The sequence below is a fragment of the Corallococcus sp. Z5C101001 genome (genome assembly GCF_007352635.1).
Lineage (GTDB): Bacteria > Myxococcota > Myxococcia > Myxococcales > Myxococcaceae > Corallococcus > Corallococcus silvisoli.
Genome location: NZ_VKLU01000012.1, coordinates 214,518 through 234,533, shown reverse-complemented (window position 1 = coordinate 234,533; position 20,016 = coordinate 214,518). Strand labels below are relative to the sequence as shown.

General features: G+C 70.5%; 23 protein-coding genes. 14 read left to right on the top strand and 9 right to left on the bottom strand.

Going from position 1 to position 20,016, the window contains the following annotated elements:
• Positions 1–42 precede the first annotated feature (42 nt).
• Genes FOF48_RS26385 through FOF48_RS26370 form a run of 4 tightly spaced genes read left to right on the top strand, consistent with a single transcriptional unit; the run spans position 43 to position 2,504 of the window.
• Complete coding sequence (locus FOF48_RS26385; protein ID WP_143905866.1) at positions 43–984, top strand: magnesium transporter CorA family protein; 942 nt, start codon at positions 43–45, stop codon at positions 982–984.
• Positions 985–1,018: 34 nt separating this feature from the next.
• A complete protein-coding gene (locus tag FOF48_RS26380; protein ID WP_143905864.1) occupies positions 1,019–1,804 on the top strand; it encodes an alpha/beta fold hydrolase in 786 nt (261 codons plus the stop codon).
• Positions 1,805–1,838: 34 nt separating this feature from the next.
• Entirely contained in the window at positions 1,839–2,108 is a 270-nt protein-coding gene (locus FOF48_RS26375) for a peroxidase (RefSeq protein ID WP_143905862.1), read from the top strand.
• Between the two features lie 30 nt (positions 2,109–2,138).
• On the top strand, positions 2,139–2,504 hold the full coding sequence (locus FOF48_RS26370; RefSeq protein WP_143905860.1) for a carboxymuconolactone decarboxylase family protein: 366 nt from the start codon (positions 2,139–2,141) through the stop codon (positions 2,502–2,504).
• Positions 2,505–2,522: 18 nt separating this feature from the next.
• Here the strand turns inward: FOF48_RS26370 and FOF48_RS26365 are convergent, their stop codons facing one another.
• From FOF48_RS26365 to FOF48_RS26350, 4 genes are all read right to left on the bottom strand, one after another.
• Positions 2,523–2,906, bottom strand: coding sequence for a hypothetical protein (locus tag FOF48_RS26365; RefSeq protein ID WP_143905858.1), 384 nt, complete (start codon positions 2,904–2,906; stop codon positions 2,523–2,525).
• 36 nt (positions 2,907–2,942) lie between these two features.
• On the bottom strand, positions 2,943–3,950 hold the full coding sequence (locus tag FOF48_RS26360; protein WP_143905856.1) for a dipeptidase: 1,008 nt from the start codon (positions 3,948–3,950) through the stop codon (positions 2,943–2,945).
• Positions 3,951–4,013: 63 nt separating this feature from the next.
• The gene (locus FOF48_RS26355) at positions 4,014–5,141 is read right to left on the bottom strand and encodes a serine/threonine-protein kinase (RefSeq protein WP_143905854.1); all 1,128 of its coding nucleotides are present in this window, start codon (positions 5,139–5,141) and stop codon (positions 4,014–4,016) included.
• A gap of 216 nt (positions 5,142–5,357) precedes the next feature.
• Entirely contained in the window at positions 5,358–5,954 is a 597-nt protein-coding gene (locus tag FOF48_RS26350) for a hypothetical protein (RefSeq protein WP_143905852.1), read from the bottom strand.
• A 321-nt stretch (positions 5,955–6,275) separates the two neighbouring features.
• On the opposite strand from FOF48_RS26350, the gene thiS reads away from it, so the two are divergent.
• The 6 genes from thiS (at position 6,276) to FOF48_RS26320 (ending at position 11,486) form a co-directional block, all read left to right on the top strand.
• Positions 6,276–6,479, top strand: coding sequence for a sulfur carrier protein ThiS (thiS, locus tag FOF48_RS26345; RefSeq protein WP_120559178.1), 204 nt, complete (start codon positions 6,276–6,278; stop codon positions 6,477–6,479).
• 26 nt (positions 6,480–6,505) lie between these two features.
• Positions 6,506–7,291, top strand: coding sequence for a thiazole synthase (locus tag FOF48_RS26340; RefSeq protein ID WP_143905850.1), 786 nt, complete (start codon positions 6,506–6,508; stop codon positions 7,289–7,291).
• A complete protein-coding gene (locus tag FOF48_RS26335) occupies positions 7,291–7,911 on the top strand; it encodes a thiamine phosphate synthase (RefSeq protein WP_143905848.1) in 621 nt (206 codons plus the stop codon). Before FOF48_RS26340 ends, FOF48_RS26335 begins: the two co-directional genes overlap by 1 nt.
• Before the next feature lie 459 nt (positions 7,912–8,370).
• The gene (locus tag FOF48_RS26330; protein ID WP_143905846.1) at positions 8,371–9,414 is read left to right on the top strand and encodes a hypothetical protein; all 1,044 of its coding nucleotides are present in this window, start codon (positions 8,371–8,373) and stop codon (positions 9,412–9,414) included.
• 6 nt (positions 9,415–9,420) lie between these two features.
• On the top strand, positions 9,421–10,305 hold the full coding sequence (locus FOF48_RS26325; protein ID WP_143905844.1) for a DUF4129 domain-containing protein: 885 nt from the start codon (positions 9,421–9,423) through the stop codon (positions 10,303–10,305).
• Positions 10,302–11,486, top strand: a complete 1,185-nt coding sequence (locus FOF48_RS26320) for a DUF4350 domain-containing protein (RefSeq protein WP_143905842.1) — start codon at positions 10,302–10,304, stop codon at positions 11,484–11,486. Before FOF48_RS26325 ends, FOF48_RS26320 begins: the two co-directional genes overlap by 4 nt.
• A gap of 73 nt (positions 11,487–11,559) precedes the next feature.
• On the opposite strand, the gene exoP is transcribed toward FOF48_RS26320, so the two are convergent.
• From exoP to exoL, 5 genes are all read right to left on the bottom strand, one after another.
• Positions 11,560–12,762 carry a spore coat polysaccharide biosynthesis glycosyltransferase ExoP gene (exoP, locus tag FOF48_RS26315; RefSeq protein ID WP_143905840.1) on the bottom strand — a complete coding sequence of 401 codons (1,203 nt, stop codon included), beginning with the start codon at positions 12,760–12,762 and terminating at the stop codon, positions 11,560–11,562.
• An 86-nt stretch (positions 12,763–12,848) separates the two neighbouring features.
• Positions 12,849–13,910, bottom strand: a complete 1,062-nt coding sequence (locus FOF48_RS26310; RefSeq protein WP_143905837.1) for a glycosyltransferase family 4 protein — start codon at positions 13,908–13,910, stop codon at positions 12,849–12,851.
• A gap of 33 nt (positions 13,911–13,943) precedes the next feature.
• Positions 13,944–14,474 carry a serine O-acetyltransferase gene (locus FOF48_RS26305; protein ID WP_143905835.1) on the bottom strand — a complete coding sequence of 177 codons (531 nt, stop codon included), beginning with the start codon at positions 14,472–14,474 and terminating at the stop codon, positions 13,944–13,946.
• Positions 14,475–14,576: 102 nt separating this feature from the next.
• Positions 14,577–16,094, bottom strand: a complete 1,518-nt coding sequence (locus FOF48_RS26300; protein ID WP_143905833.1) for an oligosaccharide flippase family protein — start codon at positions 16,092–16,094, stop codon at positions 14,577–14,579.
• Positions 16,091–17,341, bottom strand: a complete 1,251-nt coding sequence (exoL, locus tag FOF48_RS26295) for a spore coat polysaccharide deacetylase ExoL (protein ID WP_328701077.1) — start codon at positions 17,339–17,341, stop codon at positions 16,091–16,093. The genes FOF48_RS26300 and exoL overlap by 4 nt, the downstream gene beginning before the upstream one ends.
• 424 nt (positions 17,342–17,765) lie before the next feature.
• Here exoL and ccmA point away from each other — a divergent pair, with 424 nt between their 5' ends.
• The 4 genes from ccmA to FOF48_RS36585 are packed head-to-tail and all read left to right on the top strand — an operon-like array spanning position 17,766 to position 20,013.
• Positions 17,766–18,431, top strand: a complete 666-nt coding sequence (gene ccmA, locus FOF48_RS26290) for a heme ABC exporter ATP-binding protein CcmA (RefSeq protein WP_143905829.1) — start codon at positions 17,766–17,768, stop codon at positions 18,429–18,431.
• Positions 18,428–19,123 carry a heme exporter protein CcmB gene (locus FOF48_RS26285; protein ID WP_143905827.1) on the top strand — a complete coding sequence of 232 codons (696 nt, stop codon included), beginning with the start codon at positions 18,428–18,430 and terminating at the stop codon, positions 19,121–19,123. Before ccmA ends, FOF48_RS26285 begins: the two co-directional genes overlap by 4 nt.
• A 3-nt stretch (positions 19,124–19,126) precedes the next feature.
• Positions 19,127–19,840 carry a cytochrome c biogenesis protein CcsA gene (gene ccsA, locus FOF48_RS26280; RefSeq protein ID WP_143905825.1) on the top strand — a complete coding sequence of 238 codons (714 nt, stop codon included), beginning with the start codon at positions 19,127–19,129 and terminating at the stop codon, positions 19,838–19,840.
• A gap of 2 nt (positions 19,841–19,842) precedes the next feature.
• The gene (locus FOF48_RS36585; RefSeq protein ID WP_186002079.1) at positions 19,843–20,013 is read left to right on the top strand and encodes a hypothetical protein; all 171 of its coding nucleotides are present in this window, start codon (positions 19,843–19,845) and stop codon (positions 20,011–20,013) included.
• The last annotated feature ends 3 nt before the right edge of the window (positions 20,014–20,016 follow it).

The window sequence follows — 20,016 nt, the reverse complement described above, 5'->3', positions numbered from 1 at the left end:
CAATCGTTCCGGGCCGGAAGCTTGGCCGGGGAGTCCACGGAAATGATCCAGGTCTGTCTGTGGGAGGACGGCAAGGCGGTCTCAGGCGGCGAGGAGCTGCTCGACCGGCCGGGGCCCAAGTGGATCGACGTCCTGGAGCCGACCGCGGAGCTGATGGGCCGCCTGGCTGAACGCTTCCAGCTCCACCGGCTCGCCGTGGAGGACTGCCTCCACCTGGACCAGCGGCCCAAGCTGGAGGAGTACCCGCACCACCAGTTCATCGTGCTGCAGGGCTTCAGCTGCGGGACGGAGGTCACCGAGCTCACGCTGCATGAACAGCACTTCTTCCTGGCGCAGGACTGGCTCATCAGCGTGCACGCGCTCAAGCTGCCCAGCCACGATGCCGTCGTGCGGCGCGTGAAGGAAGACCCCGCCGGCACGCTGGGCCGGGGCGTGGACGTCGTCCTCTACCTGCTCACGGATGCGCTCGTGGACGCGCAGTTCCCCATCCTGGATGACTTCAGCGACGAGCTGGACGACCTGGAGGACGCCATCTTCGCGGAGCCCTCCCCGGAGCAGCTCCAGCGCATCTTCCAGCTCAAGCGCGCGCTGGTGACGCTGCGCCGGGTGCTCTCCCCCCAGCGCGACGTGGTGGGCATGCTGTCGCGCCGGGGCATCCCGCAGATTCAAGAGAAGACCACGCTGTACTTCCGCGACGTCTATGACCACCTGGTGCGGCTGTACGAGCAGATCGACTCCAGCCGCGACGTGGTGGGCAACGTGATGGACGGCTACCTGTCCATGGTGGCCAACCGCACCAACGACATCAGCAAGCAGCTGACCATCTTCGCGACCCTCTTCCTGCCCCTGTCCTTCATCGTGGGGTTCTTCGGGCAGAACTTCGACCAGTTGACGGGCCGGGGCTGGTACGCCGCCATGTGGGCGACAATGGTGGGCTTCCCCGTGGGGCTCGTCGCCTGGTTCAAGTACAAGAAGTGGATCTGACCCCGCACCCGAACGGGTCACGCCGGGAGGACGCATGCTGACGGTCGCCGTGGATGGAATCCCGCTGCACTACCGGGACGTGGGCCAGGGCTTGCCGGTGCTGCTCCTGCATGCCTTCTCGCTGGATGGCTCCTCGTTCGACCTCCAGGTGGCGGCGCTGTCCGGGCGCTACCGCTTCATCGTGCCGGACCTGCGCGGCTTCGGACAAAGCCCGCTGGGCGAGGGCCCCCTGGAGATGCGCAGGCTGGCGCTGGACGCGCTGGCGCTGCTGGACGCGCTGAACATCGACTCGGCGGTGGTGGGCGGCGTGTCCATGGGGGGCTACGCGTCGCTGGCCCTGCTGCGCGAGGACCCGGGCCGGGTGCGCGGACTGGTGCTCGCGGACACGCAGTGCAACGCGGACGACGCCGCGGGACGCGACAAGCGCGAGGCCACCGCACAGCAGGCCCTGAAGGAAGGCTCTGCGTCCGTCATCCACGGGCTCGTCCCGCTGCTGCTGCACGCGGGGCCGGAGTCACCGGTGGGGCGCGAGGCCACAAGGCTGGGACTCTCCACCACGCCGCAAGCCATCGCCGCCGCGCAGCGGGGCATGGCGTCGCGGCTGGACAGCAAGGATCTGCTGGCGCGCTTCGCGGGGCCCACGCTGGTCGTGGTGGGCGAGCACGACGTCCTCACCCCCGTGGCGAAGGCGAAGCAGATGGCGGACCTGGTACGGGGAGCGAGGCTGGAGATCATCCCTGGCGCCGGACACCTGGCCAACCAGGAACGCCCCGAGGCCTTCAATACGGTGCTGGACACGTTCCTCGCGTCGCTGGCCTGATGGGCGTCCCCGTCTTTCGCCAGGGAAGTGCGCGATGAAGAAGTCCTCCCCTCCGGACCCCATGTACCTGCCCGACGTCGAGTCGCACGAATCCGACGGGCACTACGGGAGGATGATCGCCATGGCGCGCGGCGCGGGCTTCGCGCCGCCGGGAATCTGGCACCTGTTCGCCTTCAAGCCGCGCATGACGGACGCGCTGTCCGCCTTCACCCACGAGGTGATGCGCGGCCCCTCGCCGCTGTCCGCCGGGCTGAGGGAGCTCATCGCCGCGTATACGTCGCGGCGCAACGCCTGCGTGTTTTGAACGGGCTCTCACGCCGCGGTCGCGGCGGAATTGCTGGGCGGCCCCGAGCGCGTCCAGGCGGTGTTGGATGATGTGACGACGGCCCCCATTCCGGAGGCCGAGAAGGCGTTGTTCGCCTTCGTGGACAAGCTCAACGACGCGCCAGGAGACGTGCGCCGCGAGGACGTGGAGCGCTTGAAGGCGGCCGGCTGGTCGGACGAGGCCATCTACGACGCGGTGTCCGTCTGCGCCCTCTTCAACTTCTACAACCGGTGGATTGACGGCACCGGTGTCCAGGGCCTGTCACCGGACCTGTACGCGAAGTCCGCGAAGCGGATGGCGGCGGGGGGCTACCTGCCCGCGCCGCCGCCCGCGGACGCACCGAAGCCGCCCTCCGATGGGGAGCCGGAGCGCTGACGCTCCGGGCCGGAGCGCTCACGGCTGGCAGATGACCTGACCCTCCTGCACCGAGCAGGACGAGCAGTCCGCCGTCTTCACCAGCACCCCCTGCTGGCAGGTGAGCAGCGCCGTGCCGCCGTTCGGGCTGCACACGCCCTTGCCCTCCGCGTCCTGGGCGCACGCGTCGTTCTCCTGGTTGAGGGACGTGTCACACCGCACACTGTCCGCCAGTTCACGGCAGCCCAGCGGCCCGCGGCAGGCCAGCGCGCGCCACTTCCCGCCGCGGCACTCCAGCGCCTGAGCGTCGTCCTGACACACGAAGTCCCTGCCGCCACACGAGTCCCCGGCGCCCGGCCCGCCACAGCCGGAAAGAAGGGAGAAGCCGACGAGGGACAGGAGCACGAAGAGCAAACGGTTCATGAGTGCCAGCGACTCTTCGCGACCGTTTTTTCGCTGTCAACCGCCGCTAAGCGTCTCGCGGAAGTAACGCCGGAAGTTGCCACCCAGCACACGTTCCACCCACGCCTCCGGGTGCCGCTTGAGCAGGGCTTCGGTGAGCAGGGGAAGGTCCGTCACGTCCCGCATCCCCCGGGGCAACGCCACCATGCCGTCGTAGTCCGAGCCCACGCCCACCCCCTCCTCGCCCATGACGTTGACCGCGTGCTCCACGTGTCGGACCACGTCGTCCATCGTGTCGCCGCCCAGGTACACCGGCGCCAGGATGATGCCCACCACGCCGCCGCGCTGGGCGATGGTGCGCAACGCCGCGTCGGACAGGTTGCGCCAGCCGCCGCCCGCCGCGCGCACGCCCGTGTGCGAACAGAAGTAGCGCACGGTGGGGTGCGCGAAGAGGTCCGTCAGCGTCTGCTCGGAGGCGTGCGCCACGTCCACGCTCATCCCCAGGCGGGCCATCTCTTCCATCACCTGGTGCCCCAGCGGCGTCAGCCCCCGGTTGCCCATCATCGGGAACGAGGAACCGCCCAGGTCGTTGTTGGACAGGTGCGTGAGCCCCATGAAGCGCACCCCGCGCCGATACAGCTCCTCGAGCCGCGACACCTGTCCTTCGATGGCGTGGCCCCCCTCCACGCCCAGCACCGCCGACAGCCGCCCGTGGGCGAGGTTGTCCTCCAGCCCCGCCCCGGTGGTGGCGACGCGCACGGTGTCCCCGGAGCGGGCGCAGAAGGCGTCCAGCCGCTCGATCTGCCAGAGCGCGCGGGTCCACTCGGAGCCGCGCGCCTCGCGGGGCCACTTGCGCCATGCGGCGAACAGCGGGAAGCCGCCAATGAAGGGGAAGCCCCGGGTCACCAGCGTGAAGCACTGCAGCTTCACCCCCGCCTCGCGCAGGCGGGGGAAGTCCACGTGCCCCTCCGAGGACCGCTCGCACAGGTCGCGGTTCCACATCAGCGAATCCGCATGCCCGTCCGCGATGCACCACCGACGGTGCAGCTCCTTCACGTCACCCATGCCAGCAGTCTTCGCCACCGCCTCCCGCGATGACAAGCACCCCGCGAGGGAGGAACGCCTCCCTCAGGTCCAGTCCTCGCCGTCATCGCCGGACCAGAGCTCGTCCTCCAGCGGGAGGCCCGCCTCCGCCACCCCCAGGGGCCCCACGAGCGCGTCGGAGCGCACCTCCGCCACCTCGCGCAGCGCTTCGGGAGGACCATAGGGCCGCCCCTCCGAGTTCAGCAGGGCCCGCAGCGAGTCCCGCAGCTCCGCGCCCGTCTGGAAGCGCGCGGCGCGGTCGCGCCGGAGCACCCGCTGGAGCACCGCGCGCATGCCCTCCGACAGCCCCCGCGTCGCCTGCTCCACGTGCACCGGCGTCAGGCAGGCCATGCGCGCGGCCATCAGGGGCGCGGGAAGCCAGCTGGGCGTCTCCGCGCACAGCCCGCGTGCGTTGTTCAGGGGCTGGGCCTGCTGCGCGGCGCGCTCGATGTCCTCCAGGTCCAGCAGGTGCAGCCCCGTGAGCAGCTCCAGGAGCACCATTCCCAGGGAGAACAGGTCCGCCCGTCCGTCCAGGGCCTGTCCCTCCAGGGCTTCGGGCGAAGCATAGGCCACGTCCCCGCGCACGAGCCCCGGCTCGGTCACCACGCGCCCCGGCAGCCGCGACCACGCGAGCGCGAAGTCCGACAGCCGCACCCGGCCGTGTACGTCCACGCGCACGGAGCGGGGGCTGACGTCACGGTGCACCACGCCCACGGGCACGCCGCGCGCATCCTCCAGCGCGTGGGCGTGGTGGAGCGCGTCCGCCACCTCCGCGCCCACGTACGCGGCGAACGCCTCCGAGAACGGCCGCCGCCGCAGCGCCGCGAAGCTGGACAGCGACTCCAGGCAGGGGCCGTCCACGTACTCCGTGACGAGGTGGGGCGCGCCGTCGTGCACCCGCACCAGGTACACCGGGGCGATGGCCGGGTGGCTCAGCCGCATGAGCAGCTTCACCTCCTCGCGCAGCCGCGCCCGCCCCACGTCGTCCCCAACGTCGCGCAGGCGTTTGATGAGCACCAGTCCGCCCGGCGTGCGCGCGTAGTGCCGGCGGGCGAGCAGCAGCTCCCCTCCGGCGCGCGACCCCAGGTAGCGCACCAGCTCATAGGACGTGGCCCCGGTGGAGAAGAGGATGAAGGGCCGGGACGCGGACTGCGCGGGGGGATGGGTGGCCATCGTGGATGACGCTCCTTCGGAAGCGCTTCCCGGGGTGGGAAGGCATGAGGAAGACCTCACGCCCGCGTCCTACCACCCGGGTCAGACATTCCCATCCGACCTCACCGGGCATTTCCCCGACTAAAAAGGAAACGGCCCCCGCGTCGCCGCGAGAGCCGCTGCCTTCAAGTCCATCCCCTGTCCACCTGGGACGTTTCGGCGCGTGTGGCGCGGGGATTACTTGTCCAGCTTCTTCACCGGCGCGACCAGGGTGACGTCGCGGGCGACCATGTCCTTGCCGTCCATCACGTAGGAGGCGCGCACCTGCGAGCCTTCCTTGATGTCATCCAGCTTCACCGCGCGGCTGCCGCTGTCCATCAGCGCCGTCTTGTCGTTCGTCTTGATCTTCAGCTCGCGGTTGTGGGTGTCCACCAGCGTCAGCGTGTCGCCGGACTTGGACAGCAGGCGGCCATTGACGGTCGTGGCCGCGGCGGCGGCCGTCGTGCCGGCCATGCCGGAGCCACCCAGGGCCAGCTCCTCATCGCGGTTGGCCTGGGCCTCGGCCAGGTCCTTCTCCTCGTCGCGCACGTCCTCATTGGCGCTGGCGATCTTCTCGTTGGCGTCCTGGTGCGCCTCCGCGATGTCCTCGTTGGCGCTCCGCTGCGCGGACGCCATCTCCTTGTTCTCGTCCTGGCGCGCCTCGGCTGTCTCCTGCGCCGCTTCCTGGCGGGCCTCGGCGACGTCCTCGCGCTGGGCCTGGACATCGTCCTTCTTACAGCCAGTAACCATCGTCAGCCCCGCCACCGCCGTGACCGCGAACATGAGCTTCCGCATGTGACTGCCCCCTGTTTGTGTGTTCTGGATGCCGGAGGAATTGTTCCCCGGCGTTGGGCAGAAACTGGTCGCTCCCCCCGTACCTGCACAGGGGTTGTCACGGGCGTTTCCAGGGACTAGGGGCAGCCTCCTGGGAGGACGCGCCCTGGCCGTCCGCCTGCTCTCCAGGCGGAACAAAACGCATCCGGGCACGAAAAATCCGCTCCGGGGCGCTTGATGGGGGTGGTTTTCGGAGGGTGACGGTGCGTTGACAGGGCAGAACCTCCCTTGTACTGGCACCGGCGGGTCCCGTTCGTGGGGGCCGGAAGGAGCCGTGACGCCGTGAACGTGTGGGTGAACGGAGAAGCGCGAACGCTGCCGGAGGGCAGCACCCTTTCGTCCCTGCTGGCGCTGCTGGCGCTGGGCAGCGGACCCGGGGTGGCGGTGGAGGTGAACGCGGAGGTGGTGCGCCGCGCCCGTCACCCCGAGCACCGGCTCCAGGACGGAGACCGGGTGGAGATCGTCACCTTCGTGGGTGGCGGGTGAGTGCAGGCCTGGGAGAGGACACGGTCATGAGCGGCATCGCGGACAAGCCTTTCACGCTGGCGGGGGTGACGTTCACCTCGCGGCTCATCGTCGGGACGGGGCGGTACCCCAGCCACGCGGTGATGAAGCAGTGCCACGACGCATCGGGCGCGGAGCTCGTCACGGTGGCGGTGCGGCGCCTGGACCTGAAGGCCACGGGCGAGGCGTCGCTGATGAACTGGATCGACCGGAACAAGCTGCGGCTGCTGCCCAACACGGCGCTCTGCTACACGGCGGACGACGCGGTGCGCACGTGCCGGCTCGCGGAAGAGCTGGGCATGAGCAAGTGGGTGAAGCTGGAGGTCCTGGGCGACGAGAAGACGCTCTACCCGGACGTGGAGGAGACGCTGAAGGCGGCGCGCATCCTGGTGAAGGAGGGCTTCACGGTGCTGCCCTACACCAGCGACGACCCCATCACCGCGCGCAAGCTGGAGGACGCTGGCTGCGCGGCGGTGATGCCGCTGGCGGCGCCCATCGGCAGCGGCCTGGGCATCCGCAACCCGCACAACCTGCGCCTCATCCGCGAGGTGGTGAAGGTGCCCGTCATCGTGGACGCGGGCGTGGGCACGGCGTCCGACGCGGCGATCGCGATGGAGCTGGGCGTGGACGCGCTGCTCATGAACACCGCCATCGCGGGCGCGAAGGATCCGGTGCGCATGGCCGTGGCCATGAAGAAGGCGGTGGAGGCGGGCCGCGACGCGTTCCTGGCCGGGCGCATCCCGCGCAAGGCGTACGGCTCCGCGTCCAGCCCCATCGAGGGGCTCGTCGAGTAGTGCCCGGCCTGCCCCGCCTCGTCGTCATCACCGACTGGCGCCTGCCCCGAACGCGGCTGTTGTCCGCGCTCGACCGGGCGCTCGCGGCGGGGCCCGGGGTCGCCGTGCAGCACCGCCACCCGGAGGCCTCGGGGCGGCTGTTCCTGGAGGAGGCCCGGCTCGTCGCGGACCTGTGCCGGGCCCGGGGGCGGACGCTGTTCGTCAACGGGCGGCTGGACGTGGCGCTGCTAGTGGACGCGCACCTGCATCTGCCCGCCGCCGGCCCCTCGCCCCTGGACGTGCGCCCGCACCTGCCGCCGGGGCGGCTCATCAGCGTGGCGGTGCACGATGCGCACGAGGCGGAGAGTGCGGCGGGAGCGGACCTGGCGCTGGTGAGCCCGGTGTTCGCCCCCGGCTCCAAGCCGGGAGACACGCGCGCGCCCCTTGGACTCGAAGGGTTCCGGGGACTCGCTGCGCGGCTGCCCTGCCCTGCCCTGGCGCTGGGCGGGATCACGCCCGAGCGTGCGCGAGGGGTCCCTGACGCATGGGGCTTCGCCGCCATCTCGTCGGTGCTGGAGGCGGAGGATCCACGCTCGGCGGCCATGGCACTGCTGGATGCTTGTGGGGCCTCGCTCGGTTGAGCACGAGCGCGGGTCTCGCGTCGGGGGAGGCATGACCCTCGATGCGGTGGCGGAGCCTCTCGCGAGCCGCCCAGGACCTCGCTGGAGGCTCATGGGACGTCTCCCGGTTGAGCACGGGTGCGGCTCCCGCGTCGGCGGCGTCGTGCCCCTCGATGCGGTGGCCCGAGTCCCTCGCGAGCCGCCCAGGACCTCGCTGGAGGCTCACGGGACGTCTCCCGGTTGAGCACGGGTGCGGCTCCCGCGTCGGCGGCGTCGTGCCCCTCGATGCGGTGGCCCGAGTGCCTCGCGAACCGGCCAGGATCTCGCTGGAGGCTCACGGGACGTCTCCCGGTTGAGCACGAACCGTTGACGGGGCTTCGGTCATCGCTGTCAGTCCTTTGAAGCGGGAAGCTCCACGGCTCGCGCGGCGCGATGCATCCAGGGCCCCGGGAGCTGGGGGCGGCGCTATGCTGCGCGGCCGTGAAGCCCTCCCCGACCTCCGTCGAGCTGCGCCCGCTCGCCATCGGAGAACTCATCGACCGCGCCGCGACGTTCTGGCGTGCGCACCTCAAGCCCCTGTTCGTGCTCTGCCTGGGGTTCGACCTGCTCAACTACATCGCGGTCAAGGCCTTCACCGTCGCGATGACACGCATGGTGGGCGTGATGCCGGGACTCAAGGGGCCTCCCGCGAACACGGACCCAGGAGCGGCCCTGGCCCAATCCGGCATCGCCTTGGGCCTGATGAGCCTCCTGTACGTGTTCCTCGTGTGGAACTACTGGATCGCCACCACGGCGGCGGCCCGGTACGTGGTGCCCATGACCCTGGGCGAGTCGGTCCGCCCCTCGGAGGGACTGCGCCGGGCGGCGTCGCGGCTGGGCACGCTGACGACGACCTACCTCCTGTCGTTGACCTGGTCCCTGGGCGTGACGCTCCTCTTGTGCCTGCCCGGCTCCCTCGTCATGGGGTTGGGCGTGGTCGCGGCCGTCACGGGCAAGGGCGCCACTGGCGGCACGGTGGTCAGCGTGGCGCTGATCATCATCGGGGCCATCGTGCTGGGCCTGGGCGCGCTGGCGGCGGTGCTCTGGTACTTACTACGCTTCATGCTGCTGCCCCCGGTGCTGGCCATGGAGGACATCGGGGCGTGGGCGGCCTTCAAGCGCTCCGGCGCGCTGCTGTCGGGTCGCATCGAGCCAGGCTTCGTGGGCCGAGGCACCGTGCGGGCCATGGTGCTGTCCACGGTGGTGGGCGGCATCCTCATCGCGGTGAGCCTGGTGTCGGGCTTGCCCGCGTGGATCGTCCGGCTTGCCTATGGCGGCAACCTGTTGGACCCCGCGGCGCAGGCGGCCATCCCGCAGCTGCTGCTGGTGCCCGCGGAGCTGCTGCAGGTGGTGGGACAGTCCTTCTTCACGCCGCTGAGCTTCGTGGTGTCGGCGTTCTTCTACGTGGACATGCGCGTGCGCCGCGAAGGCCTGGACCTGGAGCGGCGGATGATGGCCCCGGAACCGACGACACCGTCTCCCTGACGCCCCGTGCCCACCCTGCCCCTGCTCCTCGTGCTGTCCGCCTTGTCCCCCTGCGCGGACCGCGAAGCCGTCTCGCACCGGCTCGAGGACACCGCGCGCTCCCGGCCCCAGGACCTCACCGCGGAGGTGAACCGGCTGGTGGAGTCACTGGACGGAGTACCCCTCCCGCCGGCGGGCTCCGGACAGTCGGCACCCGACCGGGCCCACCAGCTCACGGTGTACCTGGAAGCGGTGTGCCGGCTGGACGCGGAGCCGCCCGGGGTCCCAGGCGTCACGAGCGATCCCGAACGGCTGCGGGCCATTCTCGACCGGCCGGAGTTCGCGAGGGCCCGTCAGCGCAACAGCGACGTGTTGACGCGCCTGATGCGGGAGCTGGGAAACTGGCTGGAAGGCCTCTTTGAATCCAAGGGCGCCCAGGGCTTCGCGGTGGCCACGCGCGCGGTGATGCTCGGCGTGGCGCTGGCCGTGGTGCTGTTCGGCGTGCTGCGGGTGCGCTGGCGCCGGGTCCGGAAGACCGCGACGTCGCCGGGTGTCGAGGCCGAGGCAGCGCCCCTGCCCCTGGACACCCCCGGAGAGCACCTGGGCCGGGCGCGCACCGCGCTGGAGTCGCAGGACGCGCGGGAAGCCATCCGCGAAGGGCTCCTGGGCCTGCTGTCCTCCCTGGAACAGAGCAAGCTGGCGAGGCCAGATCGGGTGAAGACGAACCGCGAGCTGGCCGCGGAGCTGCCCACTCGCGGCGCCCCGGCGCGCGTCACGGGTGAAGTGGAGCGGCTGGTGGGCTGGTACGACCAGGCATTCTATTCGCTGGAGCCGGTGTCGCGGGACGAAGCCGCGCGCTTCGTGGAGTCGGTGGAGCAGTTGCACGGAAGCCTCGCGGAGGGACGACCGTGAAGAACGCCCGTGTCGCGGTCGTCCTGGGCCTGATGATCGCGGTGGCCTTGGCGGTGGGCCTGGCGTCCCATGAAGCCGTGCCGGATTCGCCCGTGCCGTCCATCACCAATCCGGGCCCCCTGGGCCTCAAGGCCCTCTTCGTGTACCTGCGCGAGCGGGGCCGGGACGTCAGCGCGCAGGAGTCCTCGCTGGAGTCGCTTCCCCAGGGCACGCGCACGCTGGTCATCGCCGCGCCCCAGGCCCAGCCGGTGACGAAGGAGGAGATCAGCGCGCTGGAGCGCTTCGTCCAGGGCGGCGGCACGCTCGTGTACCTGTCGCCGCACGGACTGGGAGCGCACCAGCCGGGAATGGAGGAGTGGCTGCGGCTGGCGTCGGGCGCGCTGCCCGGCGCGAACCACCAGGGCCTCGCCTCCGAATGGGTGGACCCCGCCGGCGTCACCGTGGACGTGTGGCTCCCCGCGGGCGCGCTGCGCGGACTGTCGCTGCTGCGCGTGGCGCGAGACCGGAGCCTGCGGATGGAACGGGCGGACGCGGTGCCGCTCGCGGGACTGGGCGCCGCGGGCGCGCTGTGGCACTGGAGCCTGGGACAAGGCGAGGTCTACGTCGTCGCGGGCCCGGACCTCGCGGAGAACCGGCGGCTGGAGCTGCTCGACAACCTGCGCTTCTGGGATGCGCTCGCCGCGCGCGGCCCCCTGCGCTTCGACGAGTTCCACCACGCCGCCGTGACCCGCCCCCCGCTGTCCCAGGGCCTGTGGGTGTTCATCGCCCAGGGCCTCGCGGTGGGCCTCGTCTACGTCGTCGCACGCGGCACGCGCTTCGGCGCGCCCCGGCCCCTCCGGGTGGAGCGGCACCGCTCGTCGCGCGAGTACGTGCGCTCCCTGGGCTGGCTCATGCGCCGCGCGAAGGTGGAGGCGGAGCTGCTGCCGGAGCTGGACACCGCCCTTCGGCGCTTGATGCAGGAGCGGCTCGGCATCGCTCCGTCTCTTCCAGACGCGGAGGCCGCGCGCCTGCTGGAGGAGACATGCGGCGTGCCCGCTCGCGACTACCTGGACGCGAAGGAGGACCTGCTGCGCACCCGTGGCCACGCGCCTGTCCGCCCCGCGGACTATGCCCGGCTCGCCCGCCGCTACGCCCTCCTGGAGCGCCGGGTGACGGGCCGCGCGGGCGACGCCCGGGAATGACGAAGGCGCGGCGCCCGGTGCCAAGAAGAGGCCCCGGACCCGCGCCTCGGGGCCGTCCGTGACCGGACCGGCGCTACAGCATCTTGCCCGCGGCGAGCATCGCCTCGCCCACGTGCTGGCGGATCTCCGCGACGCGGGCCTCCCAGCTCTCGTGGAAGATCTTCTCCGCGCGCTCGCGGTTCGGCCCCGGCTTGTCCGCCAGCGCCGCGTTCACCTGCTTCACGTAGTCCGCGGGCGTGGTGGCGATGCGGCACAGGCCCACCTTGCGGACCTCCGGCAGGTCGGACGACACCACCGGCAGACCGGACGCCAGGTACTCGCGCACCTTCAGCGGGTTGGAGTTGAGCGTCAGCTCGTTGATGACGAAGGGGTTGAGCGCCACGTCGAAGGCCTTGTTGTAGCCCGGCAGGTCCGCGTACGGCTTGCGGCCCAGCATGTGGATGTTGGGCACCGCGCGCAGCCGGCTGTCGTCGCAGTCCGGCGTCGTCTTGCCCACGATGACCACCGAGCCCTCCGGGTGCGCCTTCGCGCACGCGATGATGGCGTCCTGGTCGATCCAGTCCGCCACCAGCCCGAAGAAGCCGATGATGGGCTTGGGCAGCTTCGCGATGTCGTCCGGAATCCGCGTGGCCGGGTCGCACGCCTTCACGAAGTGCGAGAAGTCCGTGCCGTGGCGCACCAGCACCGTGCGCGGGTTGAGGCGCTTCTTGTTCTCATACAAGCGCTCCGCGGATGTGATGCACATGTCCGCGCGGCGCAGCAGGCGCTCCTCCAGCTCCGCGATGTGCTTGCCATTCGTGTCGCTGAACGCGGAGAACTCATCCACGCAGTGGTAGACGATGAAGTCCTCACCCAGCGTGCCGGACACCGGCGCTGACGCCGGCAGGAAGCTCCAGGAGATGGGCCGCTCGAACTTCAGCTGCTTCATCGCCCGCAGCACCTGGAGCCGCAGCAGGTGGCGGTTCGCCTGGCGCACCGTCTCCGAGCCATAGAAGGGAATCGCCAGCGGCGCCAGCACGTGCAGGTGGGGCTCCACCTCGCGGATGCCCTGGCTGAACGTCGTCAGTTTTTTGAGGATGCGGCGCGCGTCATGCACGTTCGCCTTGGGCGCCCGGTTGCCGATGCTGTTCACCCACAGCACGCGGTTGTCCCGCGAGAGGATCCGCATGATGTGGACCTTCGACAGGGGATCCCCATCCCAGTCGTTGGAGAACACCACCAGGTCCCGCCCGCGGAGGGCCCGCTTCGACAAATCCATCTCTTCACTGCGCCGCATCGTCGTCTCCTGAAATCAATCCCGGTCTCGCGAAACCCTTGAAGCGCCCCTCCGTCTCCGGAGGGCCCCAGCCCGTCCCCGCACCGTCACGCCGCGTTCACGGTTCCTGCAGTCGCCATGCCAGACGGCATCAGCCCCGTGTACAGGTCCAGCATCACCGGCCCCGCATCCGGGGCCACCCCCTTGGCCGGGCCCGACACCAGCGCGTCGCGAACCGCCTGCGCCAGCGCCTGCTCCTCTCCCGCCTTGAACAGCCGCGTGCCCTCCGGGCGCGCGCACACGTCGCTCGCCACGCACGGCACGCCCAGCGCCAGCGCCTCGCGCACGGAGATGGAGTCGCCGTCATGCGTGGTGGGCCGGATGAAGACGTCGCTCCGCGACAGCAGCCCCAGCGCCTGCGCGTGCTCCAGTTCGCCCAGGTCTTCCAGATGCCCCGCGACGCCCAGCTCCCGCGCGTCGCGGATGAACTCCTCGGAGCGCGTGCCCGGACCGAACAGCGCCAGGCCCACGCCGGGGTGCGTCCGCGCGATCAACCTCAGCGCGCGGAACATCGCCTTGCGCCCGTACACGGGCGACGGATGGTGCGCCATCGTCAGCAGGGGCGCGCGCCGGGCCCGGGCGGCCTCCACCTCCGGCGTCACCGGACCGGGCCGCACCTGCGACCCGAGGAAGGCCGGCTGCACCAGGACCTTCTCCTCTGGCACGCCACACGCGACCACCGCGTCGCGCACCGCCGTGGAGACGGCCACCACCCGCGCGTAGCCAGCGAGGGCCGTGCGCGCGAACACGCGCCGGGCCCGCGACTCCGCCAGGTAGTCCGGGAGCAGCCCCGAGTGCAGCGTGATGATGCGCGGCGAGCGCGCTCCGGGCATGCCGCCCACCAGCGCCGCCAGCACCCACGCCTTCGGGTTGTTGCCGCTGGTGTGCAGGTGGACCGTCCAGCCCGCGGACGTGAATCCCGCGAGCCGAAGGCCAAAGGCGGCGGCGCCGTGCACGGGGAGGACGTCCGGAGCCGGCCGGCCACCCTTCCCGATATCGAGCACCTTCGCCTCGACCCCTCGGCCGCGGAGAAATTGGTGAAGTTGTTGGACGTGGATGGCCACGCCCCCGTACGGCGGCGGGTAGTCCCCGACGAGCAGCACGCGCATGAAGGAAGTCCTCCTCTTCTCCGAAGCCGCCGCCTAGCGGATGGACGCCCGCGGGGAGGACCGGGGAACCCGGGTGAGCTTGGGCGACGTCCGCGGGGGCAGCAGGCCCATCTCGCGCTGGTAGGTGGCCAGCGGATCCGCGTCCTGGCGGATCATCCTCGCGGGCACGCCCGCCACCACCGCGCCCGCCGGCACGTCCTTGAGCACCACCGCGTTGGCGCCAATCACCGCGAAGTCGCCCACGTGGATGTTGCCCAGCACCTTGGCGCCAGCGCCGATGCGCACGTAGTCACCAATCACCGGAGCTCCCTCCAGGCCGGAGCGCCCGCCGATGGTCACCTGCTGGGAGATGAGCACATGGCGGCCCACCCTCGCGGACTTGTGGATGACCACGCCGATGCCGCCGTAGCCCAGCTGCGTGCCTTCACCCAGCTCCGCGTCCTCGGGGATGTAGGAGCTGTTCAGGTAGTAGATGGCCTTGCGAAGGACCGCCGGAAGCAGTGGAACCCCCCGCTGCTTGAGCCCGTGCGCCATCCGGTACAACGTCATCGCGTCGAATCCCATCACGCCCTCCCTCGCCCTCGCCCGAACTTCGTGACGCCTGGAAACTAAGTACCCAGGCGTGGAGAGGGAAGTCCTCCCCACGCGTCTTGTTCCCGACGACGCTCACACCGCCCGGCGGGGCCGGAGGGATTGCAAGGCGCTCCAGGGGCGAACGCCTTGCGCATACAGACCCACGACATAGCCCACGATGAAGAGCAGTCCTGCCACCGCGAGGGGAAGCACGCGCCACAGGAAGCCCGTGGGCAGGTTCATCCACGCGTCGTGCACGCCCGTGCGCAACAGGAAGATGCTCCCACCCGCCGCGACCGCCGCCAGCGACGCCTGCCCCAGCTCCCGCCACGGGATGACGTCACGAAACCCCAGCTTCCGCTGGGACGTGGACAGCGCGCGGGGCACGCGCAAGAGCAACATCCCCTTGCCCACCACCTCCGCCAGCGCCCAGGACGTGATGCCCCCCATCATCCCGAAGTGCTTCACCCCGAACCACAGCAGGGGCACCGTCACCGCCGCCTTCACCAGGTACGAGGCGAAGATGGCGCGCGTCTGGCCCCGGGCCCGCAGCGTGCCGTCCATGGGAAGGATGGACAGCACCACGCCCAGCACGCTCACCCGGAAGATGGGGACCGCGGGCAGGAACTTCTGGCCGAACATCGCCCCCACGAACTCCGGCGCCGCCGCGAAGAGGAACGCCGCGAACGGCAGGAACACGAACGCCAGCTTCCCGGCCGCCTCCCGGAAGGCCTCCACGCCCTCCTCCAGGCGGCCCTCGCGCTCCAGCTCCCCCAGGCGCACCATCAGCACCTCGCTGGTGGGCGTGTAGAGCAGGTCCACCACCGGCAACTGGAAGCACCCCACCCGGTAGAGCGCGTACACCGCGGGGGCCACCACGCCCGCCACCGCGTACATGTGCGCGTTCTGCTGGGGGATGGCCAGGCACATCGCCGCGCCGAAGGGGGCCGCGTACACCAGCTGCTCGCGGAACAGCTTCCAGTCCACCAGCGGCCCGGTGGAGCCCCTGAGCGACACCCCCCAGGTCGCCGCGTAGCGCAGGCCCGCGAAGCAGGCCACGGCGATCATCATCCCGTGCAAGGAGAAGCCCAACAGCGGCGGCAGCACCATCACCCCCGAGCGCACCGCGTCGGACACCAGGTACACCGTCGCGGACGCCTTCGTCCTGCCCTGGCTGGTGAGTGAAATCTCCAGCGGATAGCTGCCCAGGAAGAACGCCGTGTAGAGCGCCAGTGCCGCGCGGTGCTCCATCAACGCGGGGTTGTTGAAGTAGGCCGCCACGTGGCCCAGGAAGCCCCAGACCAGGCCCGCCGCCACCAGCCCCGCGCCCGTCACGAAGAGCAGCGCGTGCCCCAGGTAGGGCCGCTTCGCCTCCGCGCGGGGCAGGAAGTAGTAGAGGCTCTGCGCCACGCCGAAGGGCAGCACGTAGGAGAGCGTCGTGGCGATGAGGAACAGCTGGTAGTAGGTGCCGTACTCATCCAGGCGCAGCACCCGGGCGAGCACGAGGGGGATGGACAACGTGAGCCCGGCCGTGAACAGGCGGGCCAACACCAACGGGCCGGCGCGCCCCAGGAACGACGGGGACGCTGCCGGCTTGGGTGATGCACTCACTGGATCTCCTCCGGCTTCGCCGCCTCCGGGGCAATGGCCACGTTCGGCGCCACCACGACCTGGGCACCGGTCAGCGCCGCGGCAACCCGCGGATCCTTCACGAAGACCGGCGCTGTCACATCCACGACTTCCACCGGAGTCGCCTTCGCCAGTGACGCGTCCGGGCCTTCCAGGTCCTGGATGAGCAGCGTGTTGGACGGGCCGGAGGAGGACAGCGAGTGCGGCCGGCGCCCCAGCACCGGGTGGTTCATGCCCAGCACGCCGAAGCAGTCATCGAACTGGCACACCGTGAGCGCGGACGAGTAGTCCCCCATCATGCCCAGGCTGAAGTTCTCCCACATCACCTTGCGCTTGAGGGTGAACGGGTCGCCCCCCACGCGGTTGGGCAGGTCCTCCGTGGTGACGCCGGAGCGGAAGCCGTTCTGCGTGAGCACGCGGATGATCTCATCCGAGTACCAGCCGTTGCAGTACGCGAAGTCCTTCACCTGGATGCCCACCTCGCGCTCGATGGTGCGCTTGGACTCCAGGATCTCGTGCTCCACCACCGACGTGGGCTCCAGCGTCAGCACCGTGTGGCCCAGCGTGTGCGCGCCGAACTCGAAGCCGTCGCGAGCCATGCGGCGCACCTCCTCCCAGCTCATCACGTCCCCCTGCTCCGGGATGAGGTCCGAGCCGCCGCCCAGCTGCTGCTCCAGCGCGTCGATGATGCCCGTGAGCACACGCGTCGGGTGCTCACCGATGAAGTCGTCCAGCGACGCGGACACCGTCTTCTGCCCGGAGAGGATGGGCCCCAACAGCTCCAGCGACGGGCCCGGCATGGATTCATAGAACGGGCGGAACTTGCGCTCCTGGACCCGGCGCAGCAGGTGGAACAGCCGGTCGTGGTTGAAGCGCTTGTCCGTGTCGATGAACGCCGTGGGCAGGTAGGTGATGGCCGGCACCCCCATCTGCTTGAGCACCGGGTACGCGTGCCGGTAGACGTCCCGGTAGCCGTCGTCGAACGTCACCACGCACAGGTCCTTCTTCGCCGTGCGCCGCCCCGCCATCACGTCCACCGCGTCGCCCAGGCTCGCCAGTTCAAAACCCGCCGCGTGCGCTTCCTCCAGATGCCGCCGGAATGTCTCCTGGGAGATGAGCAGGCCCGGGATGGAGCGCTGCAACTCCCCCGTGAAGTCGCTCACCACGCGGTGGTAGCTCACGATGAGGATGCGCCGCCCTCCGGACTGTGACCGGCGGTACGCCGCCATCGCCTTGCGTGCTCCGCTGTAGTGAAGCAATCCCGCCGCCGCCGCCTTCGCCGCCCGCCGCAACACCCTGCCAGCCATCACGCCTCCCTCCAGCCCGCAATCCCGCCCGTTCCCCCCAATGGAACGGGCCCCATCGCGGTGTGTGCACGGTGGATGCCAAGGCGATAGGGTAGGGAATTCACCCTGCAAAACGCTGAATTCATGTGTTCCTGGTGGAACGAAAGTTCCCACGGAGGGCCCGGTCGTCGGCGGCAGTGGCGCTGAGCGCCCACCGGTGGGGAAAACCTTTCAGTGGCAGGGTGGCGGACAGGCGGAGCAGGCGTAAAAACTTCCCGCCCTCCCGCGGGCAGGCGCGGGCGGGCCCCCGCGGGCCAGGGGTTTCACTGGTGGACAGCGGGTTTTCCGGCTACGAAACGGCCCGCCGATGCCTCCTCCCCCCTCTGGATCAGCGCCCGCGCTCGCCCTCCATGACGTGAGCAAGCGCTATGGGCGAAGGTGGGCGGTGGCCCGGCTCACCTACGCGCTGCCCCCGGGGCGCTCGCTGCTGCTCACCGGCCACAACGGCTCCGGGAAGACGACGCTGCTGCGCCTCATCGCCACCGCGCTCGGCCCCACCGCGGGACGGGTGGAGGTGCTGGGCCGGGACGCCGTCCTGGAGCGCGAAGCGGTGCGCCGCGACGTGGCGCTCCTGTCCCACGCCAGCTTCCTTTATGAGGACCTCACCGCGCAGCAGAACCTGATGGTGCTCGCCCGCCTGCTGGGGGTGGACGCGCCGCAGGACGCCGCGGACGCGCTGCTGAACCGGGTGGGCCTCACCCGCCGCACGGACAGCCCGGTGCGGGGCTTCAGCGCGGGCATGCGCAAGCGCCTGGCCATCGCGCGCCTCCTGATGAAGGCCCCGGCGCTGGCGCTCCTGGACGAACCCTTCGGCGAGCTGGATCCCGCGGGAATCCGGGACATGGAGGGCGTCATCGCGGAGCTCAAGGCGGGCGGCACCACCGTGGTGCTGGCCACGCACCTCATTGAGCAGGGCATGAGCCTGTGCGAGGAGCGGCTGCACCTGCAGGACGGCCGGGCGGTGGCGGCATGAGGTCCACGCGCCCCCCGGGCCTCTTCCAGACGACGCTCGTCCTGCTGCGCAAGGACCTGCTCATTGAATGGCGCACCCGCGCGCGGCTCAACGCGCTGGTGTTCTTCGCCATGGCGACGCTGCTCCTCTTCTCCTTCGCGCTGGGGCCGGACACGAAGCTGCTGGAGCGCAACGCGGGCGGCTACCTGTGGCTGGCCATCCTGTTCGCCAGCGTGCTGTCCCTGGGCGAGTCCTTCCGCGTGGAGTCGGAGAACGCGTGCCTGGACGGCGTGCGCCTGGCGCCCGCGGACGCCCGGGCCATCTTCCTGTCCAAGGCCCTGGGCAACGCCCTGCTGCTCCTGGCCCTGGGCGTGCTGCTGGTGCCGGTGATGGTGGCCCTCTACGGGGTGCGGATCGTCACCGGGCTTGGAGACCTGGCGGGCATCCTGGTGCTGGGCAGCCTGGCGCTCAGCGCCCCAGGGACGGTCTACGCGGCGATTTCAAGCAACGCCCGGGCCCGGGATGTGCTTCTGCCTCTGCTATTGTTCCCGCTCGTCATCCCGGCCCTCCTCTCCGCTGCCAAGGGGACCACCCTCGTGCTCCAGGGAGATCCGATGCAGCAGCTGGGCTCATGGCAGGGGCTGCTGCTGGGGTTCAATCTGATTTACTGGGGCGTAGGCTTCGTGTTGTTTCCCCGGGTCATCGAGGACTGAAGGATGAACAAGTTCGTCAAGTTTGGCCTGCCGGCGTTGGTGCTGGGCTTGTTGGGCGTCGGCTGGTGGCTGGGGCTCGCCTGGGCGCCGCCGGACCGGGAGATGGGCGACGTGCAGCGCATCATGTACGTCCACGTGCCGCTCCAGTGGATGGCCATGATGGCCATGTTCATCAACTTCGTGGCCGCGGTGACGTACCTCCTGCGCCAGTCGTGGAAGACGGACGCCATGGCGGAGGCCTCCGCGGAGGTGGGCCTGCTCTTCGGCACGCTGGGGATGATCACCGGCTCCATCTGGGGCCGCCCCACCTGGGGCGTGTACTGGTCGTGGGACCCGCGCCTGACGTCGGAGGCCATCCTGCTGGTGTCCTACACGGGCTACCTGGTGCTGCGGCGCTTCGTGGAGGACCCGGAGAAGCGCGCGGTGTGGAGCGCGGTGGTGGCCATCATCGGGGCCATCAACCTGCCCATCGTGTGGTTCTCCGTGCGCTGGTGGCGCAGCCTCCATCAGGTGCAGTCCACCCCCAAGACGGTGGACCCGCAGATGGTGCTGCCCCTGCGCGTGTCGGCGTTCGGCATGCTGGCGCTGCTCATCCTCTTCATGGTGCACCGCTACCGCATCGCGCTCGCGGAGCGGAAGGCGGAGGTGGCGCTGCCGGATGCGCTGCCCACGGACGACCCCGCGCAGCGCGCGGCCCATTCCTCGAAGGTGGCCTGAACATGACCTCGCTGACGTCGCTGCTGGTGCTGGCCCAGGTGGGCAGTGGCCGCCTCCAGGGTGGTTGGGGGTACGTGGGCGCGTGCTACGGCATCTCCGTGGCCGCCTTCGTGCTCTACTCGGTTTCCCTCTGGGCGCGCCGTCCTCGCGCCTCCGCCGATTCGAAGGAGTGAGCC

Coding starts and splice junctions, on each gene's coding strand:
- FOF48_RS26385 (WP_143905866.1), top strand. CDS start 43: ATGATCCAGGTCTGTCTGTGGGAGGACGGCAAGGCGGTCTCAGGCGGC.
- FOF48_RS26380 (WP_143905864.1), top strand. CDS start 1,019: ATGCTGACGGTCGCCGTGGATGGAATCCCGCTGCACTACCGGGACGTG.
- FOF48_RS26375 (WP_143905862.1), top strand. CDS start 1,839: ATGAAGAAGTCCTCCCCTCCGGACCCCATGTACCTGCCCGACGTCGAG.
- FOF48_RS26365 (WP_143905858.1), bottom strand. CDS start 2,906: ATGAACCGTTTGCTCTTCGTGCTCCTGTCCCTCGTCGGCTTCTCCCTT.
- FOF48_RS26360 (WP_143905856.1), bottom strand. CDS start 3,950: ATGGGTGACGTGAAGGAGCTGCACCGTCGGTGGTGCATCGCGGACGGG.
- FOF48_RS26355 (WP_143905854.1), bottom strand. CDS start 5,141: ATGGCCACCCATCCCCCCGCGCAGTCCGCGTCCCGGCCCTTCATCCTC.
- FOF48_RS26350 (WP_143905852.1), bottom strand. CDS start 5,954: ATGCGGAAGCTCATGTTCGCGGTCACGGCGGTGGCGGGGCTGACGATG.
- FOF48_RS26340 (WP_143905850.1), top strand. CDS start 6,506: ATGAGCGGCATCGCGGACAAGCCTTTCACGCTGGCGGGGGTGACGTTC.
- exoP (WP_143905840.1), bottom strand. CDS start 12,762: ATGCGGCGCAGTGAAGAGATGGATTTGTCGAAGCGGGCCCTCCGCGGG.
- FOF48_RS26310 (WP_143905837.1), bottom strand. CDS start 13,910: ATGCGCGTGCTGCTCGTCGGGGACTACCCGCCGCCGTACGGGGGCGTG.
- FOF48_RS26305 (WP_143905835.1), bottom strand. CDS start 14,474: ATGGGATTCGACGCGATGACGTTGTACCGGATGGCGCACGGGCTCAAG.
- exoL (WP_328701077.1), bottom strand. CDS start 17,341: ATGGCGGCGTACCGCCGGTCACAGTCCGGAGGGCGGCGCATCCTCATC.
- ccmA (WP_143905829.1), top strand. CDS start 17,766: ATGCCTCCTCCCCCCTCTGGATCAGCGCCCGCGCTCGCCCTCCATGAC.
- FOF48_RS26285 (WP_143905827.1), top strand. CDS start 18,428: ATGAGGTCCACGCGCCCCCCGGGCCTCTTCCAGACGACGCTCGTCCTG.
- ccsA (WP_143905825.1), top strand. CDS start 19,127: ATGAACAAGTTCGTCAAGTTTGGCCTGCCGGCGTTGGTGCTGGGCTTG.
- FOF48_RS36585 (WP_186002079.1), top strand. CDS start 19,843: ATGACCTCGCTGACGTCGCTGCTGGTGCTGGCCCAGGTGGGCAGTGGC.